The 17,299-nt window shown below is 59.2% G+C and carries 15 protein-coding genes; 9 read left to right on the plus strand and 6 right to left on the minus strand.

Annotation, left to right across the window (positions count from 1 at the left end; genetic code table 11):
* Positions 1–30 precede the first annotated feature (30 nt).
* From yidC to rpmH, 4 genes are read right to left on the minus strand one after another with little or no spacing between them, the layout of a single operon-like run.
* On the minus strand, positions 31–1,692 hold the full coding sequence (gene yidC / locus ACS7SF_RS10565; RefSeq protein WP_439889743.1) for a membrane protein insertase YidC: 1,662 nt from the start codon (positions 1,690–1,692) through the stop codon (positions 31–33).
* 6 nt (positions 1,693–1,698) lie between these two features.
* On the minus strand, positions 1,699–2,013 hold the full coding sequence (yidD, locus tag ACS7SF_RS10570; protein WP_439889744.1) for a membrane protein insertion efficiency factor YidD: 315 nt from the start codon (positions 2,011–2,013) through the stop codon (positions 1,699–1,701).
* Positions 2,010–2,444: a ribonuclease P protein component gene (gene rnpA / locus ACS7SF_RS10575; protein ID WP_439892741.1), complete on the minus strand. Its 435-nt coding sequence runs from the start codon at positions 2,442–2,444 to the stop codon at positions 2,010–2,012. Before rnpA ends, yidD begins: the two co-directional genes overlap by 4 nt.
* Positions 2,445–2,503: 59 nt before the next feature.
* Entirely contained in the window at positions 2,504–2,638 is a 135-nt protein-coding gene (rpmH, locus tag ACS7SF_RS10580) for a 50S ribosomal protein L34 (protein WP_003262958.1), read from the minus strand.
* Between the two features lie 601 nt (positions 2,639–3,239).
* Here rpmH and dnaA point away from each other — a divergent pair.
* The 5 genes from dnaA (at position 3,240) to ACS7SF_RS10605 (ending at position 10,780) form a co-directional block, all read left to right on the plus strand.
* Complete coding sequence (gene dnaA / locus ACS7SF_RS10585; protein ID WP_439889745.1) at positions 3,240–4,859, plus strand: chromosomal replication initiator protein DnaA; 1,620 nt, start codon at positions 3,240–3,242, stop codon at positions 4,857–4,859.
* 278 nt (positions 4,860–5,137) lie between these two features.
* Positions 5,138–6,253 (plus strand): DNA polymerase III subunit beta, encoded by a 1,116-nt coding sequence (dnaN, locus tag ACS7SF_RS10590; RefSeq protein ID WP_439889746.1) that lies wholly within the window; start codon positions 5,138–5,140, stop codon positions 6,251–6,253.
* Positions 6,254–6,384: 131 nt separating this feature from the next.
* Positions 6,385–8,922, plus strand: coding sequence for a DNA topoisomerase (ATP-hydrolyzing) subunit B (gyrB, locus tag ACS7SF_RS10595; RefSeq protein WP_439889747.1), 2,538 nt, complete (start codon positions 6,385–6,387; stop codon positions 8,920–8,922).
* Positions 8,923–9,152: 230 nt separating this feature from the next.
* A complete protein-coding gene (locus tag ACS7SF_RS10600) occupies positions 9,153–9,683 on the plus strand; it encodes a hypothetical protein (protein ID WP_439889748.1) in 531 nt (176 codons plus the stop codon).
* On the plus strand, positions 9,680–10,780 hold the full coding sequence (locus tag ACS7SF_RS10605) for a hypothetical protein (RefSeq protein WP_439889749.1): 1,101 nt from the start codon (positions 9,680–9,682) through the stop codon (positions 10,778–10,780). Before ACS7SF_RS10600 ends, ACS7SF_RS10605 begins: the two co-directional genes overlap by 4 nt.
* Before the next feature lie 75 nt (positions 10,781–10,855).
* Here ACS7SF_RS10605 and ACS7SF_RS10610 read toward each other — a convergent pair whose 3' ends face one another.
* Both ACS7SF_RS10610 and ACS7SF_RS10615 read right to left on the minus strand, forming a co-directional pair.
* Positions 10,856–11,326 (minus strand): hypothetical protein, encoded by a 471-nt coding sequence (locus tag ACS7SF_RS10610; protein ID WP_439889750.1) that lies wholly within the window; start codon positions 11,324–11,326, stop codon positions 10,856–10,858.
* Between the two features lie 566 nt (positions 11,327–11,892).
* Positions 11,893–12,819 (minus strand): HNH endonuclease, encoded by a 927-nt coding sequence (locus ACS7SF_RS10615; RefSeq protein ID WP_439889751.1) that lies wholly within the window; start codon positions 12,817–12,819, stop codon positions 11,893–11,895.
* A gap of 442 nt (positions 12,820–13,261) precedes the next feature.
* Here ACS7SF_RS10615 and ACS7SF_RS10620 point away from each other — a divergent pair, with 442 nt between their 5' ends.
* From ACS7SF_RS10620 to ACS7SF_RS10635, 4 genes are all read left to right on the plus strand, one after another.
* Positions 13,262–13,537, plus strand: a complete 276-nt coding sequence (locus ACS7SF_RS10620; RefSeq protein ID WP_439889752.1) for a hypothetical protein — start codon at positions 13,262–13,264, stop codon at positions 13,535–13,537.
* A gap of 383 nt (positions 13,538–13,920) precedes the next feature.
* Positions 13,921–14,955, plus strand: a complete 1,035-nt coding sequence (locus ACS7SF_RS10625; protein WP_439889753.1) for a hypothetical protein — start codon at positions 13,921–13,923, stop codon at positions 14,953–14,955.
* 255 nt (positions 14,956–15,210) lie between these two features.
* Positions 15,211–15,606 carry a hypothetical protein gene (locus ACS7SF_RS10630; protein ID WP_439889754.1) on the plus strand — a complete coding sequence of 132 codons (396 nt, stop codon included), beginning with the start codon at positions 15,211–15,213 and terminating at the stop codon, positions 15,604–15,606.
* A 153-nt stretch (positions 15,607–15,759) separates the two neighbouring features.
* Positions 15,760–17,283, plus strand: coding sequence for a hypothetical protein (locus ACS7SF_RS10635; RefSeq protein WP_439889755.1), 1,524 nt, complete (start codon positions 15,760–15,762; stop codon positions 17,281–17,283).
* The last annotated feature ends 16 nt before the right edge of the window (positions 17,284–17,299 follow it).

A 17,299-nucleotide genomic window follows, 5' to 3' on the forward strand; every position in this document is an offset into this window, starting at 1 on the left:
AGGTGCCCTTTTTGCTGAAGCGCGTTCGCCTTACTTGGCGGGCGCGGCGTTCTTGTTGGTGCCCAGCATGCGGTTGATCGACCATTGCTGCGCGATCGACAGGCAGTTGTTCACCACCCAGTACAGCACCAGGCCGGCCGGGAAGAAGAAGAACATCACCGAGAACGCGATCGGCATGAACATCATCACCTTGGCCTGCACCGGGTCCGGCGGGGTCGGGTTCAGCTTGGTCTGCACGAACATCGACACGGCCATCAGCACCGGCAGGATGTAGAACGGGTCCGGTGCGGACAGATCGTGCACCCAGCCGATCCACGGCGCGCCGCGCATTTCGACCGACGACAGCAGCGCCCAGTACAGCGCCATGAACACCGGAATCTGGATCACGATCGGCAGACAGCCGCCGAGCGGATTGACCTTCTCGGTGCGGTACAGCGTCATCATTTCCTGGTTCATCTTCTGCGGATCGCCCTTGTGGCGTTCGCGGATGGCCGTCATGCGCGGCTGCAGGTCCTTCATCTTGGCCATCGAACGGTAGCTCGTGGCCGACAGCGGGAAGAACACCAGCTTGATCAGCACCGTGAGCGCCACGATCGACCAACCCCAGTTGCCCAGCAGCGCGTGGATCTTCTCCAGCAGCCAGAACAGCGGCTTGGCGACGATGGTCAGCCAGCCGTAGTCCTTCACCAGATCCAGACCCGGGGTGATGGCCTCAAGCATGCGCGCTTGCTGCGGGCCGGCGAACAGACGTGCCGTGGCCGACACGCTGGCGCCCGGTGCGATCGTGCCCAGCGGCTCCTGGATGCCGATGCGGTAGAAGTTGGTGTCCACGCGGTTGACGTAGTACTCGCGCTTGACGTTGTTCGCCGGAATCCACGCCGAGGCGAAGTAGTGCTGCACCATCGCCACCCAGCCGCTGTCGGTCGGAGCCGGCACTTGCGCCTTGCCCTTGTCGATGTCGGCGAAGGTGATCTTGTGGAACTTGTCGCCGTCGGTGTACACGGCCGGGCCGGTGAACGTGCTGTAGAAGCGCGATTGCTCAATCGCGCCGCCGTCGCGGGCCAGTTCCAGGTACAGCGTCGGGTTGATCGGTGCCGTGCCGTCGTTGGTCACGTCGAAGCGCGTGTCGATCACGTAGCTGCCGCGCTTGAAGACATACGTCTTGGCCAGCTTGGCGCCGCCCTTGTCGGCCGTCAGCGTGATGGAGACGTCGTTGCCTGCGCCCAGATCACGCGGGCCGGCCGATGCCGTGAACGCCGTCGTGTGGTTCGGGAAATCGCCGCCGATGATGCCCGAGCGTGCGAGGTAGGTGCGCTCCATGCTGCGGTCGAACAGCACCATCGGGTTGCCGTCGTGGTCTTTCTGGTCGAGCAGCTCCAGCTTGGTGACGATGGCGCCGTCGGTGTCAATGGTGGCGCGCAGTACATCGGTCGAGATGACGATCTTTTCCGAAGCCGGGGCCTGCGCGGCGGCGCCCGTGGCCGGAGCGGCCTGCGAACCCGGTGCTGCGGCTGCGGCGCTCTTCGGCACATCGCCTGCGGGTGTGCTACCCGGGGCGCTGCTGGCGGTGGTGGCCGTCTGCGGTGTCGGGAAGAACATCGACTGGTGGCCATTCGCGCGTTGCCAGTTGTCGAACAGCAGGACAACCGCCAGCGAGAAGATCACCCAGAGAATGGTGCGTTTGATATCCATGTCGGATTACGGTCTGGGAAGGTGAATCGACGGCCGCGCAGCCTGAGCGTCAGCTGCGGTCGCGTCGGTCGATGCGGGATCGGTGGAGCGGGGCGCAGCGCTGCCAGCGGCGGGCGGCACAGGATCATACCCGCCTTGTGCGAACGGATGGCAGCGGCATAGGCGTTTTGCCGCAAGATAACTGCCGTACCCGGGCCCATGCGTGAGCACGGCGTCGCGCGCATAGTCGGAGCAGGTGGGCAGGAAACGGCATTGCGCGCCCACGAAGGGGCTGAATGCCACTTTGTAGATGCGCAGCAGAAACAGCAGCACGCGCGTCATGGCGTGCTCCCGGCAGCGGGCGCGGAAGGTGTCGTAACGGGTGCTGGTTTTGGCGTTGCTGGCAGCGGACGCGTCGCAATCTCAAACAAATGAGACAGCTCTTCACGGCAGATACGCTTGAACGCGGCCACGGTGGGCACGTCCTGGCGTGGGAACTTGCTGTGCAGGCGGATCAGCACATCGCGGCCACCCAGCACGGGTTGCCGCAGGCGGAACAGCTCGCGGCACTGGCGCTTGATGAGGTTGCGCTCGACGGCGCGCTTGGCGAATTTCTTGCCGATCACCACGCCCAGACGCGCCTGCGGGTGCCCGTTGGCGCGTACATACAGCACGAAGTGACGACTACGCCGGACTGGCCGCAAAGCAAAAACGGATGAAAACTCATCCGTTTTTGTCAGCCTTGCGGCCTTGGGGTAGGCGTGCGGGCCCATCGCCAGCGTGCCGCTAACGCCGTGGGCAACGGCCAGAGCCGCCACCCGGCGTGGCACTCTTAGATGGCCAGGCGCTTGCGGCCCTTGGCGCGGCGTGCGTTCAGCACGGCACGGCCACCGCGAGTCTTCATGCGGACACGGAAACCGTGGGTGCGCTTGCGACGGGTAACGGAAGGTTGATAGGTACGCTTCATGATGCACTCTCTTGTTAATGGGTGGTGCGGACGCTGCCGCACGCGCCGGGCCTAGGGCTGCCCCACGGCCTGGTGTCGATTCAGTAGGAGAAATCGCCCACGCAGACCGCCGTGCGCTGTGTTGTTCAGGTCTTGGGCATCAAGCCGGTTGACTCGCGCCGGGATGACTCCCGACGCCGCGTCTGACGCGAACCAGCGTGCGCTCCCCTGCCGCGCATCGCAGAACCCGCCATTTAAACGATATTTGCCGAATCTGTCAAGCCTCCTTGGCTGGGGATAAAACGCGCTCGGTGACAATAATCCACCCCGCAGCGAGTTGTCCCCAACGCGTTGTGCGGCTTGAGTCGCTCGGCGGAAACGCTTGTCGGGACTGGGTTTGCGGGAGGTGGTCAAAATGAGTTGTCCACCGCTACTCACAGCAGGTCCACAGGTTATCCACAGACTTATCCTTTGTGGATAACTTTCGGTCGGGGGTACAATCCCGGTCCAATAACGAATGCCGCCCGGTTTCTGGCTTGTGTCAGAGGCGGTGGCGGCCGGCCCACCCGGGGACGTCGTCGATGACGTGTGTGTGGCGCCGGTCAAACACCTAACGATAACGATGCAGGATTTCTGGCATGCGGCATCAGCCCAGCTCGAGAGTGAGTTGACGCCGCAACAATTCAAGACGTGGATCAAGCCGCTCACGCCGCTGTCGTTTGACGAGCAGGCGTGCACGCTGCGGATCGCTGCGCCCAATCGCTTCAAGCTCGACTGGGTCAAGAGCCAGTTCTCGGGCCGCATCCAGTCGCTCGCGTGCGACTACTGGGAGATGCAGGTCGACGTGCAGTTCGTGCTCGACCCGGCCGCCGGTCAGCGTCAGGCGGCCCAGCAGCCGGCATTTGCTCCGGCGCAGATGCAAGCACCTGCATCTCAATCGATTCAGCCCCGCCCGGCCATGCCGGTTGCCATGCCTGCCGCTGGCGGCATCACGCACGACACGTCGGCGATGCGCCCGGCGCCTGCGGCGTACCGCGAAACCACGCTCGCCACGGCCAGCCATGGGGCGGGGGTGGGTCATGCTGTGGCCGAGATCGATGTGCCCGTGATGGATGCCGCCGAGGTGCGCGCCCAGTCGTACCGCATGCCGCAGCAGGCACCCGCTGTGGCAGCTGGCCTGGCGACGCCGCCGCAAGCCCCTGTGGACGACTCCGTGCACGAGCGCTCGCGCCTGAACCAGATCCTCACGTTCGACAACTTCGTCACCGGTAAGGCCAACCAGCTGGCGCGCGCCGCGGCCATCCAGGTCGCCAACAACCCGGGCAAGTCGTACAACCCGCTGTACCTGTACGGCGGCGTGGGCCTGGGCAAGACGCACTTGATTCACGCCATCGGCAACTTCATGCTGATGGAGAACCCGCGTGCGCGCATTCGCTACATCCACGCAGAACAGTACGTTTCTGACGTGGTGAAGGCGTATCAGCGCAAGGCGTTTGATGATTTCAAGCGCTACTACCACTCGCTCGATCTGCTGCTGATCGATGACATTCAGTTCTTCTCGGGCAAGAACCGCACGCAGGAAGAGTTCTTCTATGCGTTCGAGGCGCTGATCGCCAACCGCGCGCAGGTCATCATCACCAGCGACACGTATCCGAAGGAGATCACCGGTATTGATGATCGCCTGATCTCGCGCTTCGACTCCGGCCTGACGGTGGCCATCGAGCCGCCCGAGTTGGAAATGCGCGTCGCGATTCTGATGAAGAAGGCGCAGGCCGAGAATGTGACCGTGCCGGAAGAGGTGGCCTTCTTCGTGGCCAAGCATCTGCGTTCGAACGTGCGTGAACTGGAAGGTGCGCTGCGCAAGATCCTGGCGTACTCCAACTTCCACGGCAAAGAGATCACGATCGAAGTCACGCGCGAGGCGCTGAAGGATCTGCTGACCGTGCAGAACCGCCAGATCTCGGTGGAGAACATCCAGAAGACCTGCGCGGATTTCTACAACATCAAGGTCGCGGACATGTACTCCAAAAAGCGGCCGGCCAACATCGCGCGCCCGCGCCAGATCGCCATGTATCTGGCCAAGGAGCTCACGCAGAAGAGCCTGCCGGAAATTGGCGAACTCTTCGGCGGACGCGATCACACCACGGTGCTGCACGCCGTGCGCAAGATCGCCGACGAGCGCACCAAGGACGCCCAGCTCAACCACGAGTTGCACGTGCTGGAGCAAACGCTCAAGGGTTGATGGCTGGATTGCCACCAGAGCGCATGGCAGCGCCATTCGCTCTGAATCCACCCTCGCTCATTCGGCTGATCGGCGCCCGCTCCAATGCGGGCGTCTTTTCATGCACAATAGACATATTTTCCGCGCGCGCGACGCTATCCAGCGCCCCCTTCTTTGCGGTATAATTTGTGATTAACCCCTTGATTTACAACAACTTTGGGGTTAATCGCGAATGCTCCTGCAGGCACAGGCCATGAGGGGCGCGCGCGGTGTCACCTCAAACTGCAAGGATCGCCTTCATGCAATTGGTCAAAACCTCGCGAGACAACCTGCTGCGTCCGCTGCAAATCGTGAGCGGCATCGTGGAACGCCGTCACACGCTGCCCATCCTGGCCAATCTGCTCATCACCAAGAAGGGTGAACGGGTTTCCTTCCTGTCCACCGACATCGAAATCCAGATCACCACGCACGCCGATTGCGGCGCCGGCGCCGGCGATATCGCCACCACCGTGGCCGCCCGCAAGCTGGTCGACATCCTGCGCGCGATGCCCGATGGCGAAGTGGCGCTGACGCTCAACGACAAGCGCATGACGGTGCAATCCGGCAAGAGCCGCTTTGCGCTGCAGACGCTGGCCGCCGAAGAATTCCCGACCGTCGCAGAAGCGACCGATTTCGGTGCCCGCATCACCGTGCCGCAGAAGACGCTCAAGCACCTGCTGGCGATGGTGCACTTTGCGATGGCCCAGCAAGACATCCGCTACTACCTCAACGGTATGCTCCTGGTGGTGGACGGCAAGCAAGTCATGGCTGTCGCCACCGACGGCCACCGCCTCGCTTACTGCGGCGTGGAAACGGGCGAGCAACCGGCAGGCGCCGGCGGCCGCCACGAAGTCATCATCCCGCGCAAGACCATCCTTGAACTGCAACGCCTGCTGGAAGACGTGGACGATCCCGTCTCGGTGCAACTGGCGTCGAACCAGGTCAAGTTCAGCTTCGGCAATATCGAGCTGATCTCCAAGCTGGTCGAGGGCAAGTTCCCCGATTTCCAGCGCGTGATCCCGAAGGGTTACCGCAACAGCTTCACGATCGACCGCACGTTCCTGCAGAGCGCACTGCAACGTACGGCCATCCTGACCACCGACAAGTTCAAGGGCGTGCGCTGCATGCTCGACACCAACGTCCTCAAGATCAGCTCCACCAACGCTGACCAGGAAGAAGCGCAGGAAGAACTCGAAATCGACTACCAGGGCGACGCGCTGGATATCGGCTTCAACGTCACCTACCTGCTGGACGTGCTGGCCAACCTCAAGGCCGAAAAGGTGCAGGTGAGCCTGGGCGACTCCAACTCGAGCGCGCTCATCACCCTGCCCGAAGACGACACCTTCAAGTACGTCGTCATGCCGATGCGCATTTAACGCAGCACCGCGGCACCCAGAGCAAGACGAGGGGCTGGATCGGGACGATCCGCCCCTTCGCCGTTTTTAAGCAACCCCGCTGTGTGCACTGAAGCCACCATTTCCGTGCCCATGGCAGTGAGCAGAACGACATGACCGAAGAGCAGAAACCGCAATCCACCCCCGCCGAGGCCAGCAGCTCCAACAGCTACGATGCCGCCTCGATCCAGATCCTGGAAGGCCTGGAGGCGGTACGCAAGCGGCCGGGCATGTACATCGGCGACACGTCCGACGGCACCGGCCTGCACCACCTCGTGTTCGAGGTGTTGGACAACTCCATCGATGAGGCGCTGGCCGGGCATTGCACCGAGATCCAGGTCACCATCCACACGGACAACTCCATCTCCGTGATCGACAACGGCCGCGGCATCCCGACCGGCATCAAGTTTGACGACAAGCACGAGCCCAAGCGCAGCGCGACCGAGATCGCCATGACCGAGCTGCACGCCGGTGGCAAGTTCAACCAGAACAGCTACAAGGTGTCGGGCGGCCTGCACGGCGTGGGTGTGTCGTGCGTGAACGGCCTGTCGAAGTGGATGAAGGTGACGGTCCGCCAGAATGGCAAGGTGCACCACATCGAGTTTGCGCAGGGCATTCCGCAAAATCGCCTGATCGAAACGGTGCAAGCGCCGGACGGCACGATGGTGGAGGTATCCCCGCTGCACGTGACGGGCACGACCGACAAGCGCGGCACCGAAGTGCACTTCCTGGCCGACGAAGAGATCTTCACCAACGTCGAGTACCACTACGAGATCCTCTCCAAGCGGATTCGCGAGCTCTCGTTCCTGAACAACGGCGTGCACATCAAGCTGACCGATCAGCGCACCGGCAAGGAAGAAGACTTCGCCTTCTCGGGCGGCGTGAAGGGCTTTGTTGAGTACATCAACAAGAACAAGACCGTGCTGCACCCGACCATCTTCTTTGCCGCGGGCGAGAAAGACGGCGTGGCCGTGGAAGTGTCGATGCAGTGGAACGACGCCTACAACGAGCAGGTGCTCTGCTTCACCAACAACATCCCGCAGCGCGACGGCGGCACCCACCTCACGGGCCTGCGCGCCGCGATGACGCGCGTCATCAACAAGTACATCGCCGACAACGAGATCGCCAAGAAGGCCAAGGTCAACACCTCGGGCGACGACATGCGCGAAGGCCTGACCTGCGTGCTGTCGGTCAAGGTGCCGGAGCCCAAGTTCAGCTCGCAGACCAAGGACAAGCTCGTGTCCTCCGAAGTGCGCCTGCCGGTGGAAGAAGTCGTGGCCAAGGCGCTGACCGACTTCCTGCTGGAAACGCCGGTCGACGCCAAGATCATCTGCGGCAAGATCGTGGAAGCCGCCCGCGCGCGTGAAGCCGCCCGCAAGGCCCGCGAAATGACGCGCCGCAAGGGTGTGCTCGACGGCATGGGCCTGCCCGGCAAGCTGGCCGACTGCCAGGAGAAAGACCCCGCGCTGTCTGAACTCTTCATCGTCGAGGGTGACTCCGCAGGCGGCTCCGCCAAGCAGGGCCGCGACCGCAAGTTCCAGGCGATCCTGCCGCTCAAGGGCAAGATCCTGAACGTCGAGCGCGCGCGCTTTGACAAGATGCTCTCCAGCCAGGAAGTGCTCACGCTCATCACTGCCATGGGCACCGGCATTGGCAAGGACGACTACAACCTCGACAAGCTGCGCTACCACCGCATCATCATCATGACCGATGCTGACGTGGACGGCTCGCACATCCGCACGCTGCTGCTCACGTTCTTCTACCGCCAGATGCCCGAGATCATCGAGCGCGGCCACGTGTACATCGCCCAGCCGCCGCTCTACAAGATCAAGCACGGCAAGGAAGAGCGCTACATCAAAGACGACACCGAGATGGCCGCCTACCTCGTGCGCCAGGCGCTGGACACCGCCGTGCTGGTGCGCCCAGACGGCACCGAGATTGCCGGCGACGCCCTGGCCGAACTCGCACGCCAGTACCAGTTCAGCCGCAACGTGGTCGAGCGCCTCTCGCGCGTGATTGACGCCGACGCCCTGCGCGCCATTGCCGAAGGCGTGTCCCTGGACCTGAGCAACGAAGCCGCCGCAGAAGCCAGCGCCCGCACGCTCAAGGCCCGCCTGCTGGAAATGCAAGGCAACGCCAGCAGCGCCAACGGCGGCGCTACCGCAGACGCCTTCATGCAGTACGACGAGAAGAGCGAGAAGTACCGCGTGATGGTTGTGCGCCGCCAGCACGGCAACCAGCGCCTGAGCCACATCGACGCCGACTTCGTGGCCGGCGCAGACTACGCAGCGCTATCCAGCACCGCCGCCACCTTCCAGGGCCTGATTGGCGACGGCGCCAAGGTACGCCGCGGCACCGGCGACAAGATGCGCGAGCAGAACGTTGCCGACTTCCACGCCGCCATGACGTGGCTGCTGGCCGAAGCCGAGCGCGGCGTAAGCCGCCAGCGCTACAAGGGCCTGGGCGAAATGAACCCCGAGCAGCTGTGGGAAACCACCATGGACGTCACCCAGCGCCGCCTGCTGCGCGTGCAGATTGAAGACGCCATTGCCGCGGACCAGATCTTCACCACGCTGATGGGCGACGACGTGGAACCGCGCCGGAACTTCATCGAGAGCAATGCGTTGGTGGCGCGGAATATTGATGTTTGAGGGTAGGTAGTTCGAAAACTTGTGATTCCGCCCGCCAAACGGCAACGTCGAATAATTGACCTAGTCATTTGGGCGGATGATTTTGAGCCATTCGTTGGCTCGACAAATGAAAAGCGCCCCTCTAGAGTAGGGGCGCTGTTTTATTGAGGTGACTTTAATATACTAAGACGAAACATCTCGGGGGGAAGGCTTGCATTGAGGGTATATCTCTTCTGTGCGCCGCGAAGGAAATGAGCGATAACGTACAAGCTATGAACATGGACGGTCGCAGTAACTCAAGCCAATCGTCAGCTAACCTGCCTCCCGCCTCCGCCGCCAGTGGGGTTCAGGCGAACGTGGTCTTACGCTACGCGCAAGAGATCACGTCAATTGCATGTTGCCCACCCACGGAAGTCCTTAGTGAAGATTTTGAGGGGTTCCGTTTTGCCTTTTCTGATCTCGCGCACACCAGTAACTATTTGCCAATTGCGCGAATTCAGCCGGAGCGAATTATTAGCGGGAGGCCCGTGGCTCAATGTTGCACGGCCTTTTCCTTGTCCGCTTTTGATTCGCTTGAGAACTTGGTTCGAAAGGCGAAAAAGATATTAGTCAACAATCCAAAATTTTTGCGTTTGGTTGGTGACCATTACGTCAAGATCGGTGTATCCGGAAGTGAAGGTGTTCGTACATCCCCTAACGCCACCGGCCACTTTGATTTCTTTGAGGCTACATCATATGCCGGCCAAAAATCGGTGGTGCGACACGATAGGTTGCCGCTGTGAACAAACTTACGGGAATCAGGGTCGCCACATCAATTCTTGAAAAGCACGCCTATGTATGCGACCTCATTTACGCTGAGGGGCCGCTACTCTGCCTCTTTAGAGATGCTAGGCGGAATTGGCTCTATTTTTGGTGCGACACCGACGGCGTGGAGAAGCAGCGTTGGTTAGTTTTTCCTGTCGCCAGAGCAGCGTTGGTTGCATACCTCACCGGGGAAAGCACTCTTCGGGACGTAGTTCTAACTTCTGAAGAGCGATACGCTGTCGATGTAAGTTATCGAAACACTTATGACGGCAATGGTGAGTTTACCGGGCGCGCTCAGAGTCGGGTAGTTAAGAAATTGCCAAATTTGGACGAGCTGGCAGATTGTCTTCCATCTGAAGAATCCATTTTTGATGCTGAGTTGGCTCCGGATATTTCGCTCACCAAGGAAATTAACCCGACAACGTTTGATGTTCCTATTGATGGGAAATGGTTCTTCTCCGATTTGGACTCATTCTCCAAAGTGTATGCGCAGCTTTATGCATTCTTTTATTGCACGAAGCCCCGATTTGTTAGGAATATCGGGGAGCGCATGCGTCGGTATCTTTCTGCGCCTTGGACAGGGGGGTATAGTCGAGTGAATTTATTTGAGGCGCTGAAACAGAATATCCCATCTCTGCACGATCTTGAAATAAAGAAGATTAGCTACGCTTCCCCTGGGGAAATAAGGATTGAGGCGCTAGAATCTGTTGGTGTTAATATTGCTAATGCGGTTAGTGGTTACATAAAAAATCAAGATGCTTTAGTAGAGTCGGAGAGGATGATAAATCAGCTGCTAAACTCAAATATGTTGAGAAAGGCTGATCTTTCGTCCAGTTCGGATGACAAGCTTCCGTTGTCGCGCGATAACATATCGTTTTTGAAAAGCAGTGGATCAAGTATCGCAAGCACTCTCGGCATTGAGGAGGAGGTTGCGCTGCTGAATGAATACTCGCCGAATGTCGTCGTTTCGACCAAGGTTTTAATGGCACTTCTAACGCGAATACAGCGCGTTGCGGCGTTTGAAAAGGCTGGCATGCTCGATTTATATAGGGAGCAGGGCAAGTCCAAAGAGTGAGTCTTGAGGTTCCTCGCATAGACAAACAAAGCCGCCCAAGGGCGGCTTTGTCCAAACCATCAACAACCAATCAACCTACTGCGCAGTTTCCTCCACCTTCTTCCTCGGCCCCCGGCTAAACCGCACCGACAACGCCGCCCGAGCCGTATCCAACGCCTCTCCCTTGCCAGCCACCTTAAGGAAGGCATACCCCTCCAGCGAAGCCGTCATCAAGTCACTACCCAGCGCCATCTGCGAGTCCTGCATCTTCTCGTAGAGCTTTCCAACGCGGAGCAGGCGAGGGCGCAGGGCATCAAAGGCGGCCAGGTCGCGCTTAACTTCAGCAAGGTTGTAGTTGACCGCCAATACGCCGGGGTTGTTGTTCAGCACTTCCACCGCCTTGCGGCAAAACGCTTCGGACTTGTCGCCCATCTTCGTGATCGTGCTGCGTTGTTCGATCGACAGATCGATCAGGCCAGCAAACTTCTCTTCCAAGGTCTTGAGCGCAGCATCCACCGCAGTCAGATCAGTCGCGCTGAGTTGAAGCGAAATCAGGTTCTGTGACATTGCAATCCTTATCTAGGGGTTGGCAAGATCGCGCCGGGTGGCGCGACCGGACGAGATTGGGTTGCCACGAAACCCATAGCAAGGCTGGACACCACTTTTGACAGAAGCCGAGTCCCCCACGTTTGGCGGGGATCGCTTGCCACGCTCCGATGTTTGAGGTCGGAAAGCGAAGCAGAAATAGCCAATCACCCGCGTCAAAGTCTCGAAGCTGGCCTTTCGGTTTCGGAGCTCAAGTCGTCGAGAGTGGGATGCGGACCTCAAACCGACGCATTCAAGTGTTTGAGGTCGAAAGTTTGGACCTCAGACCGACGATTTCGATTGTCTGACGACCGAGCTTGAGTTTCGACTTGGCGATTTCGGATGTTCGATGCCGGAGGGTGGCCCTGAAACTACCGACTTGTCGGCCGTCGGAGACCGGAATGCGGGTCGCACAGCGCCGACTCTGGCTGTCAAAGAGCGCAGTGCCGCGGACAAAGTTTCGAAATCGAGTGTTTGAGGTCCGCACGTGAGTCTCAAACCACGACACATCGGCCACTGCTATTCAACTGAGGGCGTATCCGGAGCAACTACAGAGAATCTTCTCCGCCGAGCCCCGCTTCCTTGGCCGCAATCCGCCCTCGGAGCTCGTCGTTTCGCTGTCGGCCGTTCACACCGAAGTGAATGAGCCGATGGCACGTGGGGCAGATGGCTCCAACGTACTTCGGGTGGTCCAAACCCCCGTCGGAGACGCGATTGATGTGGTGAGGTTCGAGATATGGCGAGCCGTCGCTTTTGCGATTGAACGGTGCGGGCTTTTCGCAGAGCTCACAGTGTCCTTGCGCACGCGCCAGCACGTAGCGTTTCACTTGGGCACTGCGCTGGTACGCAATACGAACCGTCTCTTTCGGGTCTGGGATGGGGGCGCCTGGCTGACAAGCCGCAATCGCGGCTCCCCTAAGTTTCGAAAAATCGGCGTACCCCGCTTTGTCTGTCGTCGCAGATTCATCGCTCGCGTCCGGCATATCGTCGAGTTCGCGTCGCAGCGTGCTCGACACAGGGATCAGCCGGAACACGATTACGTTGCGCTCCGATCCATTGCGATCTAGGCCTCGCTTGATAGTGTGCGAGTCACAGGAGTATTCCCCTTTGTATTCGCAGGGCTTGCCTTTGCCCTTCATTTCAAAGACATGCAGCGCACGCCCGTCTTTTGCGTGTGACGCGATGGCGAGGTTGCCCTTGGTCATCTTCATGTCACCAAGCTGGCCTTCGCCGACATAGCTCAGATAACCAAGCTCATCAAACGCGTCGTGGTAGCCGTGCTGCGCACCGTTGCCGAAAAATAGGAAGATCGCCGGTGATTGCCGAGATGGCGCAATGCCGCTTTGGGCGCTTCCCCCAAATTTCCCGGTGATCTCTTCTCGGCGGCTGTAGGACTTCCCAACAACGAAGTTGGGAATCTCGATTGGTAGCGCATCAGCAGCCGGAGCGGCGCCTTCGTCAACATTGGGCAGCATGCAATCCCCCCGGATTGGCTGTTAATTTTTGTGCCCATTCTATGCCACCTTGCTAGGCTGTTCAGCCCAGTGCAATCAAGGCAGGCCGCGACTCAGGTGCCAACAAATGCACCGGTTTTTGCTGCGTCATTTCGTATAATCCCCACCGCTGCCGCACCAACGGCAGCCGGGTCTGGCGACCTGTTCTGGTAGCTCTGGAGAGACAACGCTTCGCGCGTTGGCTCTGCACACCCACGCACGCACTATGGCGGGCCGGGTGGGGAGACCTCCGGGTCTGCCGGTGCTCCAGAGAACCGGTTCGCCAGCCCCGCCGTCAGGCCCGCCACCTCGTCTGGCGACAAGTTGGTGGGCCTCCAACACTCTCTGGAGGCTTCATGCCAATTGCTTCATACCCATCCCCGCCCCAGCATCCCCCACCTGCTCACGCGTCAGGGGAGCATCAATGACCCCCACCCAACGCCGAACCTACCTGACCGGCGCCCTGGCCGCGCGCGACTACCTTCGTCGCACGCAAGCCGATCTGCGCATCCATCGTGAACTCCGCCCCGACACCCTGCGCTTGGCACTGGCACACACCAGCATCCACGCGCCGGAATATCGAGCGGGCTTTCTGGATGGCATCGGCGCCTTCGTGTCGATGGTGTTGGAGGGTTGTCAGATCAACCCTGAAACGTGGGAAGTCCTTTCCGCCATAGAGCGGGCTGGCGAAAGCCAATAACTAGATTGACGTATCCCCGAGACGGGCGGGGATGCCAGCACTTGAGAAACACCAGCACCCCGGTTCACACAATTGCTTTCTACGATCGTTCGACCCTCGTTAGCTCTTCAAGCACGACCTCCCGAAATGGATCGAAGATGAGCCAGTTTTTGTACTCTGCGCGCCAGTAACCTCGGCCCCTGCAAATCGGCTCGATAATCCCGCGAACCGCTTCGTTATAGGGGTGGGACACCGTCATGTTATTGAGCGGTAAATCCCGAGCCTGAACAGGCACCCCTAGAATGAAAAACAGCCATTGCCCATTTCCTTGCAACATGTTGACCTCCGTGTGAATGACGGGGGTCAGGCTAGGAGCCGTCGGGCGCAAAAAACACTCTCCAACCATGAACGAAACACTGGCGCAGGGAAATTCCGGCTTTGAAATCAATGAGTTGAGCGAAAGGGCGCCGGTTGAGCAGATCGCCGCGCTTCGGGCATTTCTGGATTTCCACCAGCAGTTCGGTCGTGAGACGAAGGCGCTCGCGGTGGCTCGCGCTCTCGCCCAAGCCTCGTTGGAGCGGCTCAAAAATGGGCATCAGATCGCCAAGTACAACTCGGCAAATATCGCTGACTTGGTCGGGCAGAAGGTGGGGCCAGATGGTGCAACGGCGTGGTTGTCGAAGGTTTGGAAGGGGCTGGAACAAACACTTGAAGAGCGCCGAAGGGGCATTCAAGACGTAGCACGGCAAGCCGGCGCCGATATCTACGCGTGGCCCAAAAAGACCCCGGGCGCGGGAGGCGCGGGCAATAGCTCGGAATACAGCATTGAGTTTCTACCACTGCCCCAGGGCGAGGCCCCGGTTGTCACACCCCTCCCAGGCGAGATCACTTACGTCCAAGAGCTAACGTTGAAGCCAGCGTTCTGGGCACGTCCGCTGTTCAGGAAAGGGTTTCCCTTGAAGGGATGGCGACGCACGGCCTTTATCGCTTTTGGCGTTGCCGTCCTTCTAGCCGTGGGCGGCGTACTCCTGCTGACATGGATCGCGCTGAACAACCCCAGGGTGTCGTCGTCTGCAAAAGACGTCGCCGTCTGGATGCTGTTCGCAATGATGATGTCTTGGATCGGCTATTCGATCTTGAAGCCGTTCTCCGACTTGGCAGACCTTCGCCTCATCATGGCCCCGGACGTAATGGTCGGCTTCACCGAGCTCAATGTTCAACTGGAACTCGCCCGCGAGAGGCCCGCCGATGAGGAGCCGTTTCGCGTGATGCGGCTGGTGCGCTACTCGGCCAAATGCGCCGTCTGCGGTGAGACCGTGCACTTGGCCGACGGAAAAAAGGAGTTTCCTGGGCGGCTAATTGGGCGGTGTTCGGAGCAGCCACGGGAGCACGTCTACTCTTTTGACCGGCACACCAGAATCGGCCGGCCTCTGCGCTAGTCGTTTGCTAGCCGTGCCGCCATAGAGCGGGCTGGCGAAAGCCAATTGCTAGACCGACGCATTTCCATGACGGGTGGTAGTGCCGGTACATCGCTCCTCATCCCTTGGCGTGGCGACGGGCAACTTCAACAGGATTGAGCCCGCTTCATTTTTCTCAGGGCTGGTCTGAAGAAGCTTGAATAGCCAATGTCAGTGCGGCCCTGCAAAGTGTCGGCGCGTCGCGCGCGGGCGCTCGCACCGAACGAGGAGCAAGACTTGGCAACGCGGTCAGTAGCCGTGGTGGGCGATCGCACCACCATCGGTGGGGTGAGTCGTTCGAAGTTGCTGCTATCAATCAATGTGCTGACCGGCTTACTGATGGCGGCTAGCGTGGTGTTCTTCGTCTATGCGCTGTTTGTGCATGTTGATCTGGCTTCAGTCAGGACTGGGGCGCCGATCTTCTATGCCGGATTGGCGCTGTTTATCGCGGCCTCGCTCACGATGGTCCAGCTACCGTTGGTTGTCTTCGCGCTTGTTCGCAGGCCAGCCATTCGCATACGGGTCGCGGTGACGTTTGTGGCGGGCATCGTGGTGTTCGTGGCGAGCTTCATGCTCGACGGAGAGTGGGTCGAGCGGCAACTGCCGCCCAGCCACGTGACGGCACCACGCTGACGGGGGCGGCTGTCTGATGATGACAAACGAGGTTGGCTCGACGGTGACCTATACGTGGTTCTCACGAGAAGGCTCATACAACAATCGATCCCCCGGATTATATTGCATTCTTTTTTAAAATCGGAATTCGTTATTTTCGGAGGGATTGAGATCGTGGATGCACAGAAATTAGATGTTTTGCGTTTGTCAAACGAGCGCGACATCGAGCGTATGAAGGGCGAGTTGTCAAGCGCTAGAGCCGAGCTTGAGGCCTTCAAATCCGGCTTGATTCAGCAGGTCGCTGACGCCAAAGTTCAAATAGGCGATCAGGCTGTAGAGAAAATGTCGAAAGCATTTGCCGAGTTCCGACTTTGGGCGGGCTTATGCATTTTGTTAGGGGGCGCTCTCGTTGGTCTTAGTGCGTATCAGATCTATTCTGTTGCACGACAAACAATCGAGACCAAGATCACAGACTGGCTTTCATTTGACAAGAAAGGGGCTCTCCTCAAAGAGTCGTTGGAAGATATTCGGATGCGAGTGGTTTTGGATGGTCTCGTCACCCGAATGGCGCGATCGAGCATCTCTGGGGCATATCGGGGTCACATGGACCTTAGTGTTGCGGAAAAATCCAGACTGGTGGCTTACATGCTAGCTCCTGACACGTCGGAGATGGATTTTCGTGATGGTGCACGAATTCTTGGGGCTCACGTTGGCATCTTCTATGCTGCAGCTGATAGCAAGCTTGATGAATTGCTGGAAAAAACGATGGCGCGTTTCCAGGCGGACAGCTACAGGCCGCGTGTTCTACTGGAGAATCTACAGAGGTATCAAGGCACTGGTCAGTATGCAAACCGCATTTTAGCGACGCCGGACGTCCCAAACGATCTTCGTTACGCTGCCTTTTCGGCATTGTCGAATCTATTCGGGGAGGCTGCAAAGAAGTACGCGTTGACGCATCTTTCGGAGGAGCAATACGTTCCCCTTCAAGTTGCGGAGGTTAAATTTCTCGCCGATGAGCAGAGCGCAGTGTCGCTCGTCGACCAATGGCTAGCCAAGAAGAGCAGCCTGGGTGAGGGGATTGAAGCTCGAGTAATGCTCGCTGATAGTCTAGCCTCCCGCATTTCCTTCACGACTTTCGATAATACCAATCAGACGTGGATTACTGAGCGTGTCTCCAATCTCATGGTTTCCGCAATTTCTAAAGGGGCTAAGCTCAACTACAGCGATACCTTCTACCCTCGAGTAGATGTCGGATTTAAAACTGACGGCAAGGCTCAGTTTCATCAGCCAGAGTCTCTGTTTGAGGGAAGCAAGAAGCTCCTTTCCGCTATGGCGAAGGCCGCATCCTCATCAAATGTTCCTCCAGAAATTTTTATTCGAGCTCTCACTACGAAGGGACGCCGCGGCGAAATATTTGGTGTGAGGGTCGTGATGAATTCTGCAGCCCTGGTCGGCGAGGCATTCGGTGTGATCGATTCCACCACTGCTGCAGGCTCGCTCCTACTGATTGCAGATGACCGGGCGACCGTTCCGTATATTCAAGTGAGCTTTCGAGCCAAGGATGGTCGTTGGATCGACGATAGAGTCAAGTCATTCAAAGACTTCTATAACGCCGATCTAAGCTTTGCGTACGATGAGACGGTTATTCAGTTGGCAAGGAGCCGAAACCTCCAGGAGCTTCAAGGCTTATACGACTGAGTTCAGGAGGCTCGCT

The organism is Ralstonia sp. 25C (genome assembly GCF_051904805.1).
Taxonomy (GTDB): domain Bacteria; phylum Pseudomonadota; class Gammaproteobacteria; order Burkholderiales; family Burkholderiaceae; genus Ralstonia.